Origin of the sequence: Salegentibacter mishustinae (genome assembly GCF_002900095.1) — a bacterium.
Classification (GTDB): domain Bacteria; phylum Bacteroidota; class Bacteroidia; order Flavobacteriales; family Flavobacteriaceae; genus Salegentibacter; species Salegentibacter mishustinae.
This window is the reverse complement of sequence record NZ_LLKN01000002.1, coordinates 2013612-2033740: the sequence shown is the minus strand read 5'-3', so window position 1 is coordinate 2033740 and position 20129 is coordinate 2013612. Positions and strand designations below refer to the sequence as shown.

The following is a 20129-nucleotide window of genomic DNA, read 5'->3' as shown; positions in this document are numbered from 1 at the left end:
TTCTTTTCACTTAAAATTAAAACAATGGAAAAAAAATATATAAACATTCAGCGCTCATTAGGCTATATTCTTCTTTGCTTAATGACAGTAGGTTTTTTAGCCTCTTCCTGTTCATCTGATGATGATCTTGAGGATATAGAAGAAGATACTGCCAGGCAGGATGCTCAAATAAGTTTTGATCCTGAATATTTTGGTCAAAGCTTTAATACCGCACCCGATTCCACACATCAATTTACTGTAAAGATCAATAAAGGTCAAAAAGTGGCTACCGGTTTCTCGGTGTACGAAAAAATAATATCTGAGGGTGTTGTAGTACAAGAAAGAACAGAACTTCCAGAATATCGCCGCGATTTGAGCGGAGAAGATACCGAAACTATCGAATTTGAATATCACGTAGCTGAGGAGCGCCAGGATAAAGATAAGATTACCCTGGATTTCGTGGTAGAGCAGGAAGAAAATGAAGTTTCCGAAGCTATGGTCCTGGAGGTAGAAAAGGAAGCTCCAGAAGAAGATCCAATTCAGGAAATAAATGATATCATCTATTATACACAACTAGCCCTTGGTGGTCAGGATAATTCAGATATTGGAAGTTTCTTCAATATAGAAGAAGCTACAGATTATACACTTCCAGAAGCGAGCAGCAATCAGGAAAGAATTGACCTGGGTATGCTTGTAGGAGCTTCTACCGGTATTAATTTTCTTGCACCGGCAAGTAGTGGTTTCCAATATTTCGGATCAGAAATTAGCGATGCTGTATATGATGGCTGGGATATTAAAAATGATGGCGAATTTGTGAATATTGGTAATCTTGATGATGCCGAAGCTATTTTTAATAATTTAGAATTTTCAGCAGATATTATTTCTGCCTTTGAAGAAGCCCAGGCTAATGTAACCAGTATGCCCGGTTATGTTGAAAATGAGAACGGACCTGGAGATAGGGTTAGAAGAGTAAATGTTGGAGATATTATTTTCTTTAAAACAGAAAGTGGTACCATAGCCGTATTGAAAATAACCTCAATACTGCCAGATACAGCTGGAATGGTAGAATTTGAAATGAAAACCGCAGCCGATCCTGATGTAGAACCTGTTGATCCGGGAGAAGGAGAAGATGATGATGATGATAATGAAGGAGGGGAGCTTGCTTATTTCCCTGAAATAGAAATGGGAGGCCAGGATAATAGTAGTGTAGGAAGCTATTTTAACATTGCTAACCAGACGGTTTACAGTCTTGAAGACGCTACAACTAACCAAGCAGATGTTAATTTCATAATGCTGGTAGGTGCCAGTACAGGAGTTAATTTCCTGGCGCCTGCAAGTAGTGGTTTACAATATTTTGGTTCTGATATTGAAACTGCTGTTTATGAAGGCTGGGATACTAAAAATGATGGCCAGTTTGTAAATATCGGTAATTCTGATACAGCTGCTCTTTTTGAAGGGCTTTCTTCAGAAGAGGAACTTAGTGAAGCATACCAAAACGCTTTGGCAGAAGTAGAAGATATGCCAGGTTATGTTGAAAACGAAAATGGTCCTGGGGACAGAATACGGAGAGTTAAACAAGATGATGTGATTTTCTTCGAAGTTGAAGATGGTACCTTGATCGTCTTTAAAATCAATCAATTAGCTACTGAGACTTCCGGTTCTGTTATTTTTGAAATGAAGACAGCAAATTAGCCAATTAAATGGAGTCTGGCTTGAAGACTTAGGTGATAGCAAATTCGTTCTTCATGGTCAGGCTCTGCTTTTTTAAAACATTTATAATGAAAAATTTTAAAAGTCAGTATTTATTAGTTTTCCTGGTATTCTTTGGGCTTTCTTGTAAAGATTCCGGTAAAAAAGACCTTGCAAAAAATGAAAATTCCGAAGAAAAAGACCGGGCAATTGTTTCCACTATTTTAGAGGAAGAAGATTCATTTTACCACGTAAATTTTGAAGATTATCCTGAGATGGATAATAGTTTACCCATTGGGGTTTTTGATTCTGGTACAGGCGGATTGACGGTATTGGATGCGCTGGTTAATTTTGATAGTTACAATAATCAAAATCAGGAAAAAGGGAGCGATGGTGCGCCCGATTTTACTTCAGAGAAATTTATCTATTTGGCAGATCAGGCCAATATGCCCTACGGCAATTATTCCAGCGAAGAAAAAACCGATTTATTGATAGAACATATCCTTAAAGATACCCAGTTCCTGCTTTCAGATAAATATTATCGAGAAGCCAGGGATACTGTTTTTCAAAAGGATAAGCAATCGGTTAAATCAATTGTAATTGCTTGTAATACCGCTACCGCTTACGGGAGTGAATTTATTAGGGAATTTATTGATAAAACGGGAATTGAATTAAAAGTAATTGGTGTAATAGATGCAGGTGCACGCGGAACTCTTGCTACCCTGAGAAAGGATGAAAATGGCTCTATTGGCGTAATGGCCACGGTGGGTACCATTGCTTCCAAAGGTTATGAAAATACGTTGTTAAAGGTGAAAGATGAATTGGGCTATATCGGGGAAATCCAGGTTTTTAACCAGGGTGGCCACGGAATAGCTGAAGCAGTAGATGAAGAACCTGATTTTATAAATAAAGATCTGGAAAAGCCCCGGGAAGATTATCGGGGACCTTCTCTAAATGATGAAAAATTCGAGATTGACAAAACTTTAATGGATATCTACAATTTTGATTTTGATCACGGTAAAATGCTATGTGATAATAAAGATACTGATGATTGCCAAATTCTTCAGATTAACGATTCTGAAAATTATGTGCGTTACCATGTGGTGAGTTTATTGGAAAAAATAAGAAACGCCAATAATCCAAAGCCCTTAAAAGCTATTGTATTGGGCTGTACGCATTATCCTTATTTAACCGCAGAAATCAATCAGGTGTTGGATGAACTTTATAACTATCAGAAAGATGGCGAATATATCTATCGTGATTTTATGGCAGAAGATATTGCTATTGTAGATCCCGCTGTTAATGTTGCCGAGGAGTTGTATGTGTATATGAAGCAGAAAAACCTTTTCAATCCTTCCGGGGATATGATGAACAGCGAATTTTTTATAAGCGTTCCTAATACCGAAAATGAAAATGTTCAGTTGGACGATAACGGGAGATTTCCTTACGAGTATAAATACGGAAGAACCGAGGGTGAAATTCAGGAATATGTTAAAGTAGTGCCTTTTAGCAAAAATAATATTTCAGAAGAAACTCTGGATCGTTTTAAAAATTCAATACCGGAAACCTATAAACTGGTGGAAGAATTTACGCGTTCCAATCCCAAAACCGAATACCTAGAAGAATCAGCAAGAATAGATTAAATGAAGAAAGAAATTAGATTGAGCAGTTTTTTAATATTGGCTGCGTTGTTTATTGTAATAAGTAGTTGTGCAAATGCTCAAATTACGGAGCCAGACTATTTAATTACCGGTTCCAGAGTTTTTATAGATAAAGAAACCGGTTTTAAAAACCTTGATGTTGGAGTTAAAGATGATAAAATCGTTTTTTTGGGCGATGCCGCTTCCCAGAATTTTAAGACCACAAATATTATTGAAGCTGATGGAAAAATCCTTTCACCGGGATTTATAGATCCGCATACACATTTAACCTATGATCTTTCCCGTGAAGATCGTAAAGCCAATTTGCCTTATTTAATGCAGGGCGTTACCACCATTGTAACCGGAAACGATGGTTCCAGCTCAATTCCGATTGGGGAAAAGCTAGATGAGTGGCAAAGTAACGGTATTGGCACCAATGCCGCGCTTTTAGTAGGTCATGGTTCTGTTCGTAAAGAAGTTTTGGGATTAAAGGATGTGCAGCCAAATGCCGATGACTTGAAACAAATGAAAGATCTCGTGGCTCAGGCTATGAAAGACGGTGCTTTTGGTATTTCTACCGGGCTTTTTTATTCCCCTGGAAGTTATTCAGAAACCGAAGAGATTATCGAGCTTTCTAAAGTGGCATCGAAATATGGAGGAATTTACGACACGCATATGCGCGATGAAAGCAGCTATACCATAGGCTTAATAAAATCTGTTGAAGAAATACTGGAGATTGCCGAAAAATCGGATATTCCTGTTCATATTTCCCATATTAAAGCCCTTGGGAAAGATGTTTGGGGAAAGAGTGCCGAGGTTATTAAAATGGTTGAAGAAGCCCAGGAAAAAGGACTAATAGTAACCGCAAACCAATATCCGTACCCAGCTTCGCGTACCAACCTTATCGCAGCGGTAATCCCGAGATGGGCAGAAGAGGGTGGTTATGAAAGTTTGATAGAACGTTTTAATGACGCAACACTTCAAGACAGTCTAAAAGCTGGAATCAAAGAAAATATCAGGCGACGAGGAGGCCCCGAAACACTTATTTTCTCTTCTGCGGAGGACGAAAAGTTAAACGGACTTTCCCTAAAGGAAATTGCTTCAAACTGGGATATAACTCCTACTGAAACTGTGATAAAGGCGCTTAAAGCAGATGGTGAAATTAGGGTAGTGAGCTATAATATGACCGATGAAGATTTAAATTCATTTATGCAACAGGAATGGGTAATGACCGGATCAGATGGAACTCCTGGCCATCCTAGGAAATACGGCTCGTTTTCAACAAAAATGAGAAAATATTATAAAGAAGATGGTATTATAGATTTGCCTTTTCTACTGCACAACCAGTCAGTCCTTGTAGCGGAAACATTTGGTTTTGAAAAAAGAGGGAAAATCGAAGAAGGTAATTTTGCCGATTTGATCTTATTTGATCCTGATGAAGTGAAAGATCACGCTACTTTTGAGGATCCTTCAAAGTTAGCCACAGGAATGAATTTGGTAATTGTAAATGGTGAAATTGTTTTACGAAATGGAGAATTTGCTAATAAATTGGCTGGTAAAGCACTGAAACATCAAAATACAAAACCTTAATTTAAGTAGGAACTCGTACCTATAATTTTAATAAGGTTTTGAAATAAATTACTCTGCACAGGGAATAAGAAACGTCAATAATCAAAAATTCATTTTTCTAATGAAAGTTTACTCAAGAATTCTAGTTCATATTTTAATTTCTGTTTGTCTTCTGGGCTGTGCAGATGCTACCAAAGTATTTACCGAAACTTCCAATTCCGGAAAAACAGCCTTTGCTAAAAACGGAATGATTGTGAGCGCACATCCGGAAGCTACCAGAGTAGGATATGAAATACTAAAAAAAGGCGGGAATGCCATAGATGCTATGGTCGGTGTTCACTTTGCTCTCGCAGTGGTTTATCCCTCAGCTGGAAATCTTGGAGGAGGAGGTTTTTTAATGTATAGAGAAAATTCCGGCGAAATTTCATCACTGGATTTTCGGGAAATGGCACCAGCTGCAGCTCACGAAGATATGTATCTGGATGAGGAAGGCAATGTAATTGAAGGACAAAGCCTTTATGGACAAAAAGCTTCGGGTGTACCTGGCTCGGTTGATGGAATGTTTACCGCACACGAGCGTTTCGGTACACTTTCTTTTGAAGAGTTGATTACACCGGCTATTAAATTAGCGAACAAAGGATTTAAAATTACCGCACACCAGGCTAGAAATTATAATAATTATAAAAAGGTTTTTTTAGAGAATAACCGAAATCCCAGGACGGTCAAACTAATAAAGAAAACCGAGTGGAAAGAAGGTGATCTTTTAGTTCAAAAAGATCTCGCAGCTACCCTAAAACGTATAAAAAATAATGGTAGGGCCGGATTTTATGAAGGAAAAACAGCTGAGCTCCTTGTGGCCGAAATGAAGGCAGGAAATGGGATTATAGAGCTTGAAGATTTGAAGAACTATAAATCTACCTGGAGAAAACCTGTTAAAGGAAATTATAGCGGGCACAAAATTTACAGTATGGCACCTTCAAGCAGTGGAGGAATAGCGTTGGTACAATTACTCAAAATATCAGAACACTTTCCAATTTCTAAGTACGGCTCTAAATCGGCTAAGACTATTCATATAATGACTGAAGCAGAAAGAAGAGTCTATGCAGATAGGGCCAAACACCTGGGAGATTCAGATTTCTGGGATGTTCCAATAGATGAACTTTTAGCCGATGATTATATTGAAGAGCGGGCAGGGGAAATCGATTTATCTCAAGCAACTTCCAGCCAGGAAATAAGAGCAATGGAACTTGACAATATTGCTGAAAGTGAGGAGACCACCCATTACTCAATAATTGACGGCCAGGGCAATGCAGTTTCACTTACAACTACCATTAATTCAGCTTACGGATCTAAAGTTTTTGTGGAAGGTGCTGGTTTTCTAATGAACAATGAAATGGACGATTTTAGCAGTAAACCCGGTGTTCCAAATAAATACGGCCTTTTAGGCGGTGCCGCAAATTCCATTCAGCCCGGGAAACGAATGCTTAGTGCTATGACGCCAACATTAATTGAAAAGGATGGGGAATTATTTATGGTAGTAGGTACACCAGGAGGATCTACGATTATTACCTCTGTTTATCAAACTATATTAAATGTTATTGACCACGGGATGAGCATGACTGAAGCGGTTTCCGAAAAAAGATTTCATCATCAATGGAAACCGGATCAAATTTATATGGAAAAAAATGCCATAGATCAGGAAGTAATTGAAGAATTGAAGAAAATGGGACATAAAGTTAAAACTCGAGGCTCCATAGGAAAAGTCGATGCTATTTTGGTGAATCCCGACGGTAGCTATGAGGGCGCAGCTGATCCACGAGGTGATGATTGGGCTATGGGATTGGAATAAATTTTAGTAATTTATATCAGCTAAAGCGGTTAAAATGAAAAGAGTAATAGTAATAGGAGGTGGAATTATAGGGCTATGCTCTGCCTACTACCTTAAAAAAGAAGGCTATTCAGTTACTGTTATAGAGAAAGGAGATCTCACCAAAGGAGCTTCAAATATTAACGCAGGATTTATAGCACCCAGTCATATCCTTTCATTAGCCTCTCCAGGAATGATAAACAAAGGGCTAAAGATGATGTGGAATAAATCCAGTCCATTTTATATTAAACCAAGATGGGACCCAGAATTCTTTAACTGGGCGTGGAAATTTAGAAAATCGTCTACAAAATTTCGCGTAGAAAGGTCAATTCCCGTTCTAAAGGAACTTCTTTCGGAAAGTCAACGGCTATACGAAGAATTACTGGATTTAGTTGAATTTCAACCTCACTACGATAAAAAAGGCCTACTGTCTGTTTTTGCTTCCCGAAAATGTGAAAAAGAAGAAATAGAGAAAGGTAAGAAAATAGAAAATGAAGGTGTTAATGTAAATTTTTTATCACGTGATGAAATCCTGGATTTACAACCTTCCCTTTCAGATAAAATAGCTGGCGCGGTACACTATATAAATAATTCACATACCACTCCCAATCATTTTATGAAAAACTTCTATGAATATTTACTGAAGCTGGGGGTGGAAATTAATACGGAAGAAGAGGTTACAGAAATTAAAACCGAGGATAATAAAATTTTGGGTATTCGAACTTCTAAATCATTTTATGATGGTGATGAATTTGTATTGTCTGCGGGAAGCTGGAGTTCTAATTTGGCTAAAAAGCTTGGTCTTAATTTAACTTTGCAGGGAGGAAAAGGCTATAGTATAGACTCTTTTACCGCAAATAAAATTAGTATTCCTACAATCTTAACCGAAGTAAAAGTTGCGGTTACACCTATGGATGGTTTTACCAGGTTTGCTGGCACTATGGAATTCTCAGGCCAAAATGAAATTATACGATCAGAAAGAGTTTCAGCTATAAAAAAAGCAGCCCAAACTTATTACAAAGATGTAAATATAACAGATAAAGAGATGAAAAACGTAAGGTCGGGGCTGCGGCCTGTTTCTCCTGATGGTTTACCATATATAGGGAAATCCCATAGATACCAAAATATAACTATTGCTACTGGGCATGCAATGATTGGGTGGAGCTTAGGTCCTATAACCGGAAAATTAGTGAGTCAGTTAATTTCGGAGAAAGAACCTAGCATAAAACTTGAACCCTTCTCTTTACATAGAAAATTCTAGACTGAGCTAATTATTATAGCCTAAAGAGCTGAGATAAAATTTAGGTAATCTACTAAAAATCAATAGTTTTATTAAATATAATGATGTTATCATTTTCTAAAGAGCTAAAATGAATAGTATAGTTTCCTGGTGGTAGCTTAAAACTTATCGATTTGTCAGACGGTTTTTTTAAAGTTGCTCGTACTGGAATACTTCCACTTTTATAGATGTCATATTCAGATTCCTTATATATTTTTATGAGTACTTCTTCAGCATTTAGTTCCTCAAATCGATGTGATTTAATGGTGAGTTTCTGAGTGTTATTTTCCCCGACTATGCTGTCTTGAGAACTAAATTTTAGGTTATTGATCACAAAAAAATCAACTGCCTTATCTAGTTTCTCAAAGGAGTTTACCAGGTTTTGAGGTATCAAATTCAATTCATTTTGAGTGTTTCCTACCATATCAGCCTGGTTAATAGTTAGCGGGTCAATTCCTGTAAGTTCTTTAAAATACACAGCCATTCGTTTACCGGATTTGGTTTCTTCTTCAAGAATATGATCCAGCCCGGCATAGACAAAGATTTTATAATTCGGATGCTCTTCCAGGATTTTTTGAAGGTTTTGAGCCTGGCCTAGTTCCCTGTTGATCTCCTGATTTTCATTCTCATAGCCAATGATTACAAAACCCAATTCTTTAGCCTTACGAATTAGCTTACCAAAATTGGGTTCTCTTATATAATACCCTGAACTAAAAGTAGGATATCCTCTTTCGTTTATTTTTTGATCCTGGTTTGGGAAAAGTGCTTCTAATGCCAAATGCGTATAACCACTCTTTTTTAATTTTTTCAATAATAATATTGCGAATAATCTATGTTTTGGATACCAGTGATTTTCATTAAGCATCACCACCCTTTTAGTTTTGGCTAATTCGGAAATTTCATCGGTAACTTCTTTATTTATTATGATCTCTGAGTTTTGCAATAGGGTATCTAGGATTGGTTTTAATTGTTCTCTTCGATTTTTCTCGAAATTTTCGATTTGCCCCTTATACGTATCATTGTTTGAGAAAAGGGAATTTATGGTAGCCAGGTACTGGAATTGCATCCACTCATTGGCATCACTTTCTTCTACAGGCGCAGTATTTAATTCCTTTCTTACCTTTAGGTAATTGGGGGAATTTTTGACTGCATTGAAAACTTTATTATAAGTGAGCTTTTCTTTTCCTTCCTTACCGGTTGAATGCGAATTTATGATAGATTCTCCATCGTTCACGAGGGAGTTTAAACTATTATTGTTGTTTTTCGCCTTGATATATAAATAAGCCGTTTGATCTGGATTTTCTTTTTTAAAAAGTACCGATCTGGATATAGTATCTTTAGAAATCAAAGTTCCTTTACCCGCGTTGACTTTCCTGATATTTTCCTTGATAAATAGGAAGACCTCGTATTCCGGGTTTACATTAGTGGTGCCGTAAGCTAATAGATCCTTAGCCTTTACGTCTTCAACGTCTTTAATTTTTCGTTTGATTTCCCTGGAGGGTAGGTCGCTTAAAGATTTTAATTGAATATCACCGAAGTATTGCACTTGAAGCTCCAGTGGTTCATTATATAGTCTACTTCGATTATAGTAATTATGTTTACTTAAAGGATGATATGGTTGACAGGAAACTAAAAGAAATATGATGAATAAAAAAAGAAATGATTTTTTCATAAACTTTAAAAGCTAAGTATTTCGGTAGTTGGCAATATAAAACTAATTTATTAGTTTGAAAAACGATGTATTCTTAATTAGTTTGAAGGTTTGTCATTTATCTTACACTGGTTAAATTTTTGTTCAGGTTTTTTAATGTTCACGAATCGTGAACAGGCTAGATGTTTGAACAGACATATACTTTAGCACAATTTTTCAATAGAATGTAATGGAGAACCAAATTTATCTGTCTGTGTAAATTTAATTACTGCAGGATTGTATGCATGGACATATAATATGCAGAATCTTGTCCATTTTATATGTGCTTACATATAACTTTTAATTCCTACTTTTCCTTATTAACCCTATTGTATACCTAACCTGGTATTTTACATACGTGGTATGTAAAGCATACACATCCTATTATTTCCCATCTTAGTTTTGGTTCCAGAATTCGAATTACAAAAGCGCTTTTGTTCATTTTCTATCTTAAATTTTTCAAAAATGAACGAACTAAAAATGTTAGAGCAACTGGACCGTATAGAGAAATTAGTCCGCGCTCAAAAAGCCGTATTGACTTTTGACCAGGCCTGTGATTATACAGGAATTTCAAGAAGTTATATGTACAAACTTACCGCCAGGGGAGAAATTCCATTTTCTAAACCCAAAGGTAAATTAATCTTTTTCTCACGTGAAAAACTGGATAACTGGCTACTTAATAATAGTCATTCTTCTAAAGATGAAATTAAGAGAGGAGCAGTGGAATATACCTTTAGAAATAAAAGGTTTTAAAGCCTTGGGTTATGAAGAAATTTGAATCCAAACTCTATCAGGTTGCTGAGCAGAAGAAAAAAACGATCTATGATGCCGTGGAGGAGTATGTTTCTGATAAATATGATATCAGGTTTAATGAAATATCTCACGAGTTTCAGATACGGATTAAGGAGTCCAATATCTGGGAAGATTTTGAAGTGAATTCTCTACTTATAGAATTAGCGAAATCGAACATTGAGATTAATCCGGGTAAACTGGACATCTATTTACGGTCTAATCTAATTCCCAGATTTAACCCCATTGCGGAATACTTTGATAAGCTTCCAAAATGGGTTGGTGGAGATCATATAAGAACACTCGCTTCCTACCTTCCGGCTAAAGAACCTGAACAATTTCTTTATCATTTCAGAAAATGGCTGGTGCGAACAGTTAAGGGTACATTGGATGAAAATTACTTCAATAAGCAATGTTTGGTTTTAGTGCATTCAGAACAAAACTCTGGAAAATCAACCTGGTGCAGGTTTCTCTGTCCACCGGCTTTATCAAAGTATTTTGCTGAAGATATGACCACAGATAAAGACGCCAGGATTCAGCTTATCAGAAATTTTATCATCAATCTGGATGAATTATCTGTGCTGGCCAGAAAAGAAATAAATGCGCTTAAAGCTTATTTCTCAAAAACGATGATCAATGAAAGGCTGCCTTATGATCGTAAAAACTCAAACCTGCGAAGGATCTGCAGTTTTATAGGATCTACAAACAGAGCCACCTTTCTTAATGATGAAACCGGTTCTGTGCGTTGGCTATGTTTTGAGCTTATTGGTAAGATTGATTTCGCTTACTCCCGGGAAGTAGATATAGACAAAGTATGGGCTCAGGCTTATTATTTAGCCTATGTAGATGAACAATTTAACCCGGAAATGACCCTGGAGGATATCATTGCAAATGAAGAAAGGAACAAGACTTACCGGGAAGCCAGTATGGAAGAAGAACTGCTCTGTAAATACTATCGCAAGAGTTCAGATCCCGCCGACTTTAAAACGGCCTCAGATATAGTGCTAGCGCTAAATTGTATCAATCCGCGATTGAACATGTACTATATGGGAAGAGCTCTAAAAGCTCAGAATTATGAAAGGGTAAAATCATCTCAAAATGGGAGTTATGGTTATCTGATCAAACAAAGGTTCAAGACCTCTCCTTTAGAATTTTAATAAAATCTATTTACCCTAATTACCCAAAAGCCCTGAAGAGGCTATAAACAAAGGGAGTTTCACTGGGTAAATAGATATCAAAAACTATCTACCCTATCTACTCTCAGGGTAATTATGGTAGATAGGAAAAACAGCAAAAAAAGAATTAAAACCCAGTGTTTATAAGCCTTGGGTAAATAGGTAACTAAAAAATCAAAAAATGAACTTAAATAACTTATCGTGTAAAAGTGCCCGTAATATTTGCATCGTAAAAACGCTTGCAAAATTAGGGCACTTTCCCACCAGGACAACGGAAAAAGAAGCTTGGTTTCTGAGTCCCCTGCGGTCAGAAACGCAAGCCTCTTTTAGCGTCTCTTTGATTAAAAATTTATGGTTTGACTTCGGGTTAGGAACAGGAGGGAATACTATTGATCTCATTATGCTTATGAAATCCTGGTCTGTAAGGGAAACCCTGGAATTTTTAAAGAACGATATGAGCTCTCTTTCTTTTAGCCCGCCGAATATTGAACCTATTTCTAAGGAACCAGAAATTAGTATCCTGGACGTTCAAATTATTCACCTGAAAGCATTAATTGATTATCTGCATTCACGCAATATACCATATGAGATTGGTAGAAAATACTGCACGCAGGTTTGGTATCGCTGTAGAGGAAAACGGTTTTTTGCACTTGGCCTTGAAAATTATAAAAGAGGCTGGGAACTTAGAAATAAATACTTTAAAACTTCCAGTAGACCAAAAACCTTTTCATTTTTTGAAAGACAATCTAAGCAGTTAATCATCACGGAGGGGATGTTTGATTTTCTTTCCCTGGCTACTATTGATGAAGACTTAGTACAAAATTCAGATTGCATCATTTTAAACTCCCTGGCTTTTTTGGAAAGGATAAAAATGCTCATCCCTAAATATGAAAAGGCCCTGCTTTATCTGGATAATGATCCGGCAGGTAAAAAAGCAGCTGGCTCGCTTTTAAATCAGTTTCAGAATGTGACTGATTGCAGCAATTCCTACTGTGACTATATAGATCTAAATGAAAAATTGAAAGCTGAAAAATCCCTGACTTTAAAATAATGAGGCTTTGGTAAATAGGGAACCCCTATCGGAGAATTTCAGTTGAAAGGGAAAAGCAAGATGTGTCATTGTAATGACAATCTTGCTTTGCGCCCGATGGTTGCAAAGATTTTAAAACGAAAAAATGAAAAGGGAATACATCCAGGTTCGCTGCTCGATCTACGAGAAGAAGCTGCTTCAAAGAAGAGCGGCCAGGGCAGGAATTTCCCTTTCAGAATATATAAGAGCCACGGCCTTTGATAAAGATATCGTAGAACGAATTACCCCGGAACAAGTAGAAACCTACCAAATGCTGGTACAGTACAAGAATAACTTTACCCGTATTGGAAATATGTTTAAAAAACGGGATCCGAAGTTGGCCAGGGAAGTGGAAGATCTTGCCAGAGAAATCAGGAATCACTTAAAAAACTTTAAAAAATGATTGGGAAGGGGCATAGCGTTTCTGGCACCAGGGTTTCCATCTCCTATGGCTGGAACCAGGAGAAAGATGCTGAAGTTGTGCTTAGAGAACACGTGGCCGGAGATACTCCAGCGGAAATAGCCGAAGAGTTTAGGATTATCCAGTCGCAAAATGAACGCTGTATTAATAATACCTTAAGCTTTATCGTAAGCCCGACGATCGAAGATGGACAGGATCTGAGTAAAACAGATCTGGAAGAGATTGCCAAGAAGTTTTTAAAGGAAATGAACCTGCAAAACAATCAATCCATTGGGTTTGTACACCGGGATAAGGCGCATACTCACGTTCATATCTATACCAACAGGATTGGTTTTGATGGCAAAGCTTACAATGACAGCTTTATCGGAAAACGAAGCCAGATAGCCGCAGATAATGTTGCTAAAGAATTAGGACTTACTAGGGTTCGGGAAGTACAAAAGGAAAAACTACACGAATTAAAGCACTTGCGACAAGAAATTAAAAATATACATGATCGCGTACTTCAGTCCAGACCAAAATCGCTAGATGAATATATCAGTAAGATGAAAGCCCAAAAGGTTGAAGTGATTCCCACCATCAATAAAGCCAATCAACTACAGGGGTTCCGGGTGGAATACAAAGGAGTAAATCTAAAAGCGAGTGAAGTGGACCGGTCGATGAGTGGGAATAGATTAATTCCCCAGATCGCCCAAAACAAAAGTTTCACAAGGCTAAAAGAAGTACCTAAAACCTTCCAGGTATTGGATAAGACAGTGCAACTAAGCAGCAACCTTTCAACCAAAATAGCTAAAGAGATTTTAAAAGGAACAATAAAAATTATAAGAGATACCGGAATAGGTATGGGATATTAAAACTTTAAGTGATGAAAAAACTAGATGAGATTATGGAACTGATGGCCGATGAAATGAAGGATTTCAAAACGGCAGTGCTGGAGCTTCAAAAGCTCTCGGAACAGTTAGAAAAGATGAGCATCCCCATTAGTACGGAAGCATTGGAAAAGAACCTGAACACATTCCTGCAAAAACAGGAAATAGAAAAGGGAAAAACAGATGAAATACTAAAGGAGATAGACCGGAAATTAAAGCGCGCCAGGATCATACCCAATTATCTGCTGATTCTTTTCGGAATATCGGGAATTATTGCTTTAGGCTTCGTGGGGTATTTTGGTTATACCTCCAAAGAAAAGGTAGAAGACAATTTTGAAGTTTACCGAACGATTATGGAATCTCAGAATACCCAATATGAAGATTATTTTGCAGCGTATCCGAAAATCCACCAGGCATACTGCGAGTGGATACAGGGTGGATACCAGGGTTTGTAATGACAAATGCCCTGGTGTAAAAATTAGTAAAATTGCGGCAAATGCCCTGTAACCCTCAGTAAAACCGTTGAAATTTGCGGCAAAAATTTAGTAAAGTTTAGTGCAATTTTTTAAATAGTTGGTGCAAAGCGAGGAGATTACCAGTAAATGGCTTGAAAGACCCTGAAAACAGGCAGAAATTTACTGGTTTTATAAAATTAAATAGGTTGCGCCCCCTGCTGTTTTTACTTTACGCTTAACTTCCCGTACGCTATAAAAACAGCAGAGGATCCAGCGCAGATTATGGTAGATTATGGGGCAGGGTATTTCGAATAAACTAGTTTTAGGAACTTCCAAATCTGATTGGTTGTTATAAAGGTTTTTGCTAAAAAAGTAGTATTTTAGAAACTCTAGGAAAATAGTTAAACTATTGATTTTTAAATTTATATCGCCAATTATAGCTACATACAGCAATTCTTATTAAAACATTAAGAAAATGAAAAAAATAAGACTGTTAATTTTTTTAATTTCAAGTATCATTTTAAGTAGCTGTGCTCCATTACAACCCGTGACATCAATTAAAAATAAATCCATTAGTGCTTACAAGTACATTTTTATTTCTCAAACAAGTAGCTTGACTTCAAGCTCCGGCGCATCAGTCAATGGTCAATATTATTCAACAAGCAAAAGCGTAAATCCAAGGGATGTTATTTCGGGGATATTAGTTAAAGATGGATTTATTTTAATCCCAGAATTAAAAAGTGAGTTGGCTAATGAAACTTTAATAGTTAACTATGGTGAAAGTGGTAGAAGGAATACAGGCCTAGGTAGCTACACAATAGAGGTTACAATTCAATTTATTTCATCGGATTCTAATGTCTTAATTTCATCCTGTACTGCTGAAGGTCGTGGGGAGACAGAAGCGGATGATATTCGAATAGCAATAACACGCTGTTTAAATAATTTATTATCTGAAGAGAGTTGAATAACCAATTATTTACTCAACCGCAGTTGCAATTAAAGGTACTTCATAAGGAAATGCGAAGTTTGAATGATCGGTGCCATTGAGCCAAGATTGATGATCCTGTTTTTTTAATACTACCGGCATTCTTTTTTTGTTGTTATGAATTTCAGCCATTAATTCATTTGCTTCGGTGGTTACGATAGAATAAGTGTTTAAGGTTTCATCGGTTTCCGGATTTATCCAGGTAGAGTAAATACCTGCGAAGGCAAAAATCTCCTGATCTGTAGGAGTAATTAAATATTTCTGTTTTTCTTTTGCTTTAGGATCTTTCCATTGCCATTCATAGTAACCATCAGCTATAATTAGACAACGTTTTTTTACTGAATTCCGAAAAGAAGGTTTTTCAGCTATGGTTTCAATCTTAGCGTTTAGGGTCATCTTCTTAATCTTGTCATCCTTGGCCCAAAACGGAATTAAACCCCAATTAAACATTTGGATTTCACCTTGATTTTCATCGGAAATTACCGACGTTTTTGAAAAAGTAAAAGCATTAATTTCCAGTTGTGGCTTATATTCATCTGGGTCAATAAATCGAGCTTCAAGGCTACGCTCTATTTCGCTGAGTTTAGAGTTTAATTTGGTACGGTAGCACATGGTTTTGTATTTGTAACAATTTACTGAAATCTCTTTAATTTTAGAAGAGATAGAAAATGGCAGTTTTTGGGAGCAAAAAAATGGAACATCCTTTCCTTAACGTTTCTCTAAGATTTTTCTATATTTACGTTCAATTCATTTGCGCCCTACCGCAGTTAGCTAATTAACCCAAATTACCAATTTTTTAATGGCAGAATGTATTCAATGTGGATCCTACACTAAATTTAATGGAGGTCTATGTTATGGTTGTTATAAGAGCGATGATAGCAATGAAGTAGCAGTTTTAGAAGAAGAACCCCGAGAGACTAAAACCGGGCTTTCCGATAAAGACCGAAATTACCGCTATAACATGATTAAAGGAAGAATAGCGGAAACCTTAATTCAGGAACTTTTTCTAAGCTTAAATTATAATGTTTTTAGATACGGAATGGAGAATACTATTCCCGGAATTATGGACCTTTTAAAAGGGGTAAGAACTGATGTGGCAGATGATATTAGAAGGATGCCTGATTTCGTTATCCAAAATCCAAACAAGAAAGCGGTATATTTTATAGAAGTAAAATTTAGAGCAAGCGGTGAATTTAAGCTTAAAAACCTACCAGAGAATTATCCATATCAAAATGCATTTATAATTCTTGTCTCAAAGAAACATATAAAATGTATTACAGTTGAAGAATTAATAGCGGGAAAAGAAATTACTCCAAAAACCAAAAATTATTTAGGTAGTAGAAAGGAGTTTGATCTTGATAAGGAGGTTATTATAGATTTCTGTCAATTCGCAGTACAATTTTTTGAAGGAGTATAGACTTATGAATAACTCTAAATTTTCTTTCCTCGAACCTACGTATCCTGAACTTTATAAAGTTGCTGAACTTGCTGAGAAGCTAATACATATTGACCCAAGTTCTTCTTTAGCGAAAGCTCGATTATTTTCAGAAAAAATTTCAAAACTTGTTTGGGAATTTGAAGGGCTGGATGGTTTTGAGGGAAACCAGATGGAAAGAATAAAACAGTTATTCTGTTCTAATATAATTCCTGAGATTATAAAAGATATTCTGCATACTATACGAATATCTGGAAACAAAGCGAGCCATCAAGGAGAAAGGTCAAACCGGGAGGCATTTTTCGTTTTAAAAAAATCTTACCAATTAGCAAGGTGGTTCTATGAAACATATGAAAATGATTATCTGGAAACAGAGGAATATAAATTACCTTCTAACGAAGAACAAAAATCTGTTGAAAAACTAGAGGAAGAATTAAAACTACTTTCAAAAAAGGTTGTCAATTATGAAGAAAAGATAGCCTCTTTAAATGCTTCAGAGAATGTAGTAGAAGAACGAAAGGAAAGGTCTAAAGTAGTAGCTAACAATCTGACCAAAACAGAAGCGGAAACCCGTGACCTTATTGACGAAAAACTTCGAGAATCAGGATGGGAGTGTGATACAGAAACTTTCAATTATAAAAAGAATAAAACCGTACCTGAAAAGGGTAAAAACATAGCAATTGCTGAATGGCCCTGTGGTTCAAAATGGGCAGATTATGCACTTTTTATTGGAGAGGATTTGTATGGAATTGTAGAGGCTAAGAAATATGCTTCAGATATTTCTACCGATTTATATCAGTCAAAGCGATACGCTAAAAGCATTGAGCCAAATGGAATCTGTAATTTTCTTGGAAAATGGGAGGAACATCACGTGCCGTTTCTTTTTTCTACCAACGGGAGACCATATTTAGAACAACTTAAAACAAAAAGTGGTATTTGGTTTTTAGATGTTCGTAACCACCGCAATCATTCAAATGCTTTACTGGGTTGGTTTTCACCTGAAGGGTTAAAAGAACTATTTGATCGGGATGTAGAAAAGGCCAATCAAAAGCTGGAAAAGAGTGATTATGAATATTTGAAAAACCCGAATGGTCTTGGATTAAGATATTATCAAATTGATGCCATCAAGGCTATTGAAAATAAGATTATCAAAAGTCCTGATGATAAAAGGGCGTTGTTAGTAATGGCTACTGGAACAGGTAAGACGCGAACCATTCAGGGACTGGCTTATCGCTTTATCAAATCAAACCGGTTTAAGCGAATTTTATTCTTAACCGATAGGCGTTTACTGGCAAACCAGGCTCTAGGTGGTTTCAAGGATAATAAAATTGAAAACGTAAATACCTTTGCCGAAGTTTATCAGGTAGAAGATCTGAACCAGAATATTCCTGAAGATACTACCAGGCTGCATTTTGCTACCGTTCAAAGTTTGGTGAAGCGATTATTCTACAATGAAAATGATCCATTGCCTATAGATACTTATGATTGCATAATTATAGATGAAGCACACCGCGGATATAATTTGGACAAGGAAATAGACGAAGACGATTTTTACTTTAAAAATGAGCAGGATTACGTAGGACAGTATAAACGTGTAATTGAATACTTTAATGCACATATTATTGGTCTTACTGCTACGCCTGCACTTCATACCAAAAAAATATTTGGAAAACCCGTTCATAGTTATTCCTATAGGGAGGCTGTCATTGATGGATATCTTGTAGATCACGAACCACCTTTTATTATTAAAACAAGATTAAGTGAGGAAGGAATTCTGTGGAAAAAAGGAGAGCGGCCAAAAGTTTACAATCCTGAAACCAATGAAATAGAAGAACTGGCTGAACTGGAAGATGAACTGAAAGTAGAAATTGAGCAGTTTAATAAAGGGGTGATCACCGAATCTTTTAACCGGGAGGTAATTAAACAATTGGTTCAGGAACTGGATCCCGAAGGAGATGAAAAAACCTTGATTTTTGCCGTGAGGGATTCTCACGCCGATACTATTGTAAGAATGCTTTTTGAGGAATTTGAAGCGATTGGAGTTGATGTGCCGGAAGGATCTATAAAAAAGATTACGGGCAATACTTATGATCCTGAGGATCTCACCAAGCGCTTTAAAAATGAGAAATATCCCAATATAGGAGTAACTGTTGATCTATTAACTACGGGAATAGATGTACCGCACATAACTAATATCGTTTTTATGCGTAGGGTACGGTCCCGGATTCTATTTGAGCAAATGTTGGGAAGAGCCACCAGGCTTTGCCCTGAAATCGATAAGCAGTTTTTCAGAATCTATGATACTGTAAGAGTTTATGAAGCTTTAGAGGATTATACCCAAATGAAAACAGTGTCTAATCCCGCTACATCATTTCAGCAATTAGTTGAAGAGTTGGAAGTTATTGAAAAACCGGAACGTGCTGAAAAGCAACTTCAGCAGATTATCGCTAAAATTCAACGAAAAAAGAAAGATCTGGAAGAATACCGGATAGAGGAATTTATGTATCAGACTGATGGTAAAGATCCGGAAGAATTAATCAAAGTTTTAAAAGCTACAGAAGGCGCACAAGCCAAAAGAGTAGCCAGTGAATATAAAAATCTCTGGAGCTTCCTGGATAAGAAAATTTTTATTCCGAGGAGACAATTGGTTTCGGAGCATCCTGATGAGGTGCTTGGAGTAGAACGAGGTTACGGTAGAGCCAAAAAGCCAGAGGATTATATAGAAAGCTTTAGAAGTTTTATTCAGCAAAACCGTAATAAACTCACTGCTTTGGATATTATTTGTACCAAACCTTCAGAGTTGGACAGGAAGTCGCTTAAGGAATTAAAACTTGCTTTGGATCAGGAAGGCTATAATGCAAAAACCCTAAGCACTGCCTGGAAATCTGCTAAAAATGAAGAAATAGCGGCCGACATTATTTCTTTTATTCGGACTATGGCTCTGGATACACATTTGGTGAGCCACGAACAGCGGATTAGGAATGCCATCGAAAAAATAAGAAGTTTAAAAGATTGGAATAAAATTCAACTTAAATGGATTGAGCGTTTTGAGGCACAGTTGCTCAAAGAAACTGTTTTAACAAAAGAAGACCTGAATGAAGATCCTTTTAAGAGGGATGGAGGCTATAAACGCCTGGATAAAATTTTTGAAAATAACCTGGATGACATCCTGAAAATGTTGAATGAAAATCTATATTCAGCATCTTAAAATAAATTGAGAA

At 36.6% G+C, this 20129-nt stretch carries 16 protein-coding genes; 14 read left to right on the top strand and 2 right to left on the bottom strand.

Annotated features, from left to right (window positions below):
- Positions 1-24 precede the first annotated feature (24 nt).
- The 5 genes from APB85_RS11985 (at position 25) to APB85_RS11965 (ending at position 8005) form a co-directional block, all read left to right on the top strand.
- Positions 25-1671: a hypothetical protein gene (locus APB85_RS11985; protein WP_057481485.1), complete on the top strand. Its 1647-nt coding sequence runs from the start codon at positions 25-27 to the stop codon at positions 1669-1671.
- 86 nt (positions 1672-1757) lie between these two features.
- A complete protein-coding gene (locus tag APB85_RS11980; RefSeq protein WP_057481486.1) occupies positions 1758-3311 on the top strand; it encodes a glutamate racemase in 1554 nt (517 codons plus the stop codon).
- Positions 3312-4898: an N-acyl-D-amino-acid deacylase family protein gene (locus APB85_RS11975; protein WP_057481487.1), complete on the top strand. Its 1587-nt coding sequence runs from the start codon at positions 3312-3314 to the stop codon at positions 4896-4898.
- Positions 4899-4998: 100 nt separating this feature from the next.
- Positions 4999-6726: a gamma-glutamyltransferase gene (gene ggt, locus APB85_RS11970; RefSeq protein ID WP_083482191.1), complete on the top strand. Its 1728-nt coding sequence runs from the start codon at positions 4999-5001 to the stop codon at positions 6724-6726.
- Positions 6727-6760: 34 nt separating this feature from the next.
- The gene (locus tag APB85_RS11965) at positions 6761-8005 is read left to right on the top strand and encodes an NAD(P)/FAD-dependent oxidoreductase (RefSeq protein ID WP_057481488.1); all 1245 of its coding nucleotides are present in this window, start codon (positions 6761-6763) and stop codon (positions 8003-8005) included.
- 52 nt (positions 8006-8057) lie between these two features.
- Here the strand turns inward: APB85_RS11965 and APB85_RS11960 are convergent, their stop codons facing one another.
- Complete coding sequence (locus APB85_RS11960) at positions 8058-9695, bottom strand: hypothetical protein (RefSeq protein ID WP_057481489.1); 1638 nt, start codon at positions 9693-9695, stop codon at positions 8058-8060.
- A 483-nt stretch (positions 9696-10178) separates the two neighbouring features.
- On the opposite strand from APB85_RS11960, the gene APB85_RS11955 reads away from it, so the two are divergent.
- The 7 genes from APB85_RS11955 (at position 10179) to APB85_RS11925 (ending at position 15452) form a co-directional block, all read left to right on the top strand.
- The gene (locus APB85_RS11955; RefSeq protein ID WP_057481490.1) at positions 10179-10466 is read left to right on the top strand and encodes a helix-turn-helix domain-containing protein; all 288 of its coding nucleotides are present in this window, start codon (positions 10179-10181) and stop codon (positions 10464-10466) included.
- Between the two features lie 11 nt (positions 10467-10477).
- Complete coding sequence (locus APB85_RS11950; RefSeq protein ID WP_057481491.1) at positions 10478-11659, top strand: VapE domain-containing protein; 1182 nt, start codon at positions 10478-10480, stop codon at positions 11657-11659.
- A 199-nt stretch (positions 11660-11858) separates the two neighbouring features.
- Positions 11859-12728 (top strand): toprim domain-containing protein, encoded by an 870-nt coding sequence (locus APB85_RS11945; RefSeq protein ID WP_057481492.1) that lies wholly within the window; start codon positions 11859-11861, stop codon positions 12726-12728.
- Between the two features lie 124 nt (positions 12729-12852).
- Complete coding sequence (gene mbpA, locus APB85_RS11940; protein ID WP_057481493.1) at positions 12853-13149, top strand: mobilization protein MbpA; 297 nt, start codon at positions 12853-12855, stop codon at positions 13147-13149.
- On the top strand, positions 13146-14018 hold the full coding sequence (locus APB85_RS11935; protein ID WP_057481494.1) for a relaxase/mobilization nuclease domain-containing protein: 873 nt from the start codon (positions 13146-13148) through the stop codon (positions 14016-14018). Before mbpA ends, APB85_RS11935 begins: the two co-directional genes overlap by 4 nt.
- 11 nt (positions 14019-14029) lie before the next feature.
- Positions 14030-14488 carry a DUF6730 family protein gene (locus APB85_RS11930; protein ID WP_057481495.1) on the top strand — a complete coding sequence of 153 codons (459 nt, stop codon included), beginning with the start codon at positions 14030-14032 and terminating at the stop codon, positions 14486-14488.
- A 475-nt stretch (positions 14489-14963) separates the two neighbouring features.
- Complete coding sequence (locus APB85_RS11925; protein ID WP_037320628.1) at positions 14964-15452, top strand: hypothetical protein; 489 nt, start codon at positions 14964-14966, stop codon at positions 15450-15452.
- A 12-nt stretch (positions 15453-15464) separates the two neighbouring features.
- Here APB85_RS11925 and APB85_RS11920 read toward each other — a convergent pair whose 3' ends face one another.
- Positions 15465-16085: an SOS response-associated peptidase gene (locus APB85_RS11920; RefSeq protein WP_057481497.1), complete on the bottom strand. Its 621-nt coding sequence runs from the start codon at positions 16083-16085 to the stop codon at positions 15465-15467.
- Positions 16086-16272: 187 nt separating this feature from the next.
- Between APB85_RS11920 and APB85_RS11915 the strand changes: the two genes are divergently transcribed.
- Together APB85_RS11915 and hsdR are read left to right on the top strand one after the other, a co-directional pair.
- Entirely contained in the window at positions 16273-16890 is a 618-nt protein-coding gene (locus tag APB85_RS11915; RefSeq protein ID WP_057481498.1) for a hypothetical protein, read from the top strand.
- 4 nt (positions 16891-16894) lie between these two features.
- Positions 16895-20116 carry a type I restriction-modification system endonuclease gene (gene hsdR / locus APB85_RS11910; protein ID WP_057481499.1) on the top strand — a complete coding sequence of 1074 codons (3222 nt, stop codon included), beginning with the start codon at positions 16895-16897 and terminating at the stop codon, positions 20114-20116.
- The last annotated feature ends 13 nt before the right edge of the window (positions 20117-20129 follow it).

Excerpts from the sequence above, each read along its gene's own strand:
- APB85_RS11985 (WP_057481485.1), top strand. The coding sequence starts at position 25 with ATGGAAAAAAAATATATAAACATTCAGCGCTCATTAGGCTATATTCTT.
- APB85_RS11980 (WP_057481486.1), top strand. The coding sequence starts at position 1,758 with ATGAAAAATTTTAAAAGTCAGTATTTATTAGTTTTCCTGGTATTCTTT.
- APB85_RS11975 (WP_057481487.1), top strand. The coding sequence starts at position 3,312 with ATGAAGAAAGAAATTAGATTGAGCAGTTTTTTAATATTGGCTGCGTTG.
- ggt (WP_083482191.1), top strand. The coding sequence starts at position 4,999 with ATGAAAGTTTACTCAAGAATTCTAGTTCATATTTTAATTTCTGTTTGT.
- APB85_RS11965 (WP_057481488.1), top strand. The coding sequence starts at position 6,761 with ATGAAAAGAGTAATAGTAATAGGAGGTGGAATTATAGGGCTATGCTCT.
- APB85_RS11960 (WP_057481489.1), bottom strand. The coding sequence starts at position 9,695 with ATGAAAAAATCATTTCTTTTTTTATTCATCATATTTCTTTTAGTTTCC.
- APB85_RS11955 (WP_057481490.1), top strand. The coding sequence starts at position 10,179 with ATGAACGAACTAAAAATGTTAGAGCAACTGGACCGTATAGAGAAATTA.
- APB85_RS11950 (WP_057481491.1), top strand. The coding sequence starts at position 10,478 with ATGAAGAAATTTGAATCCAAACTCTATCAGGTTGCTGAGCAGAAGAAA.
- APB85_RS11945 (WP_057481492.1), top strand. The coding sequence starts at position 11,859 with ATGAACTTAAATAACTTATCGTGTAAAAGTGCCCGTAATATTTGCATC.
- mbpA (WP_057481493.1), top strand. The coding sequence starts at position 12,853 with ATGAAAAGGGAATACATCCAGGTTCGCTGCTCGATCTACGAGAAGAAG.
- APB85_RS11935 (WP_057481494.1), top strand. The coding sequence starts at position 13,146 with ATGATTGGGAAGGGGCATAGCGTTTCTGGCACCAGGGTTTCCATCTCC.
- APB85_RS11930 (WP_057481495.1), top strand. The coding sequence starts at position 14,030 with ATGAAAAAACTAGATGAGATTATGGAACTGATGGCCGATGAAATGAAG.
- APB85_RS11925 (WP_037320628.1), top strand. The coding sequence starts at position 14,964 with ATGAAAAAAATAAGACTGTTAATTTTTTTAATTTCAAGTATCATTTTA.
- APB85_RS11920 (WP_057481497.1), bottom strand. The coding sequence starts at position 16,085 with ATGTGCTACCGTACCAAATTAAACTCTAAACTCAGCGAAATAGAGCGT.
- APB85_RS11915 (WP_057481498.1), top strand. The coding sequence starts at position 16,273 with ATGGCAGAATGTATTCAATGTGGATCCTACACTAAATTTAATGGAGGT.
- hsdR (WP_057481499.1), top strand. The coding sequence starts at position 16,895 with ATGAATAACTCTAAATTTTCTTTCCTCGAACCTACGTATCCTGAACTT.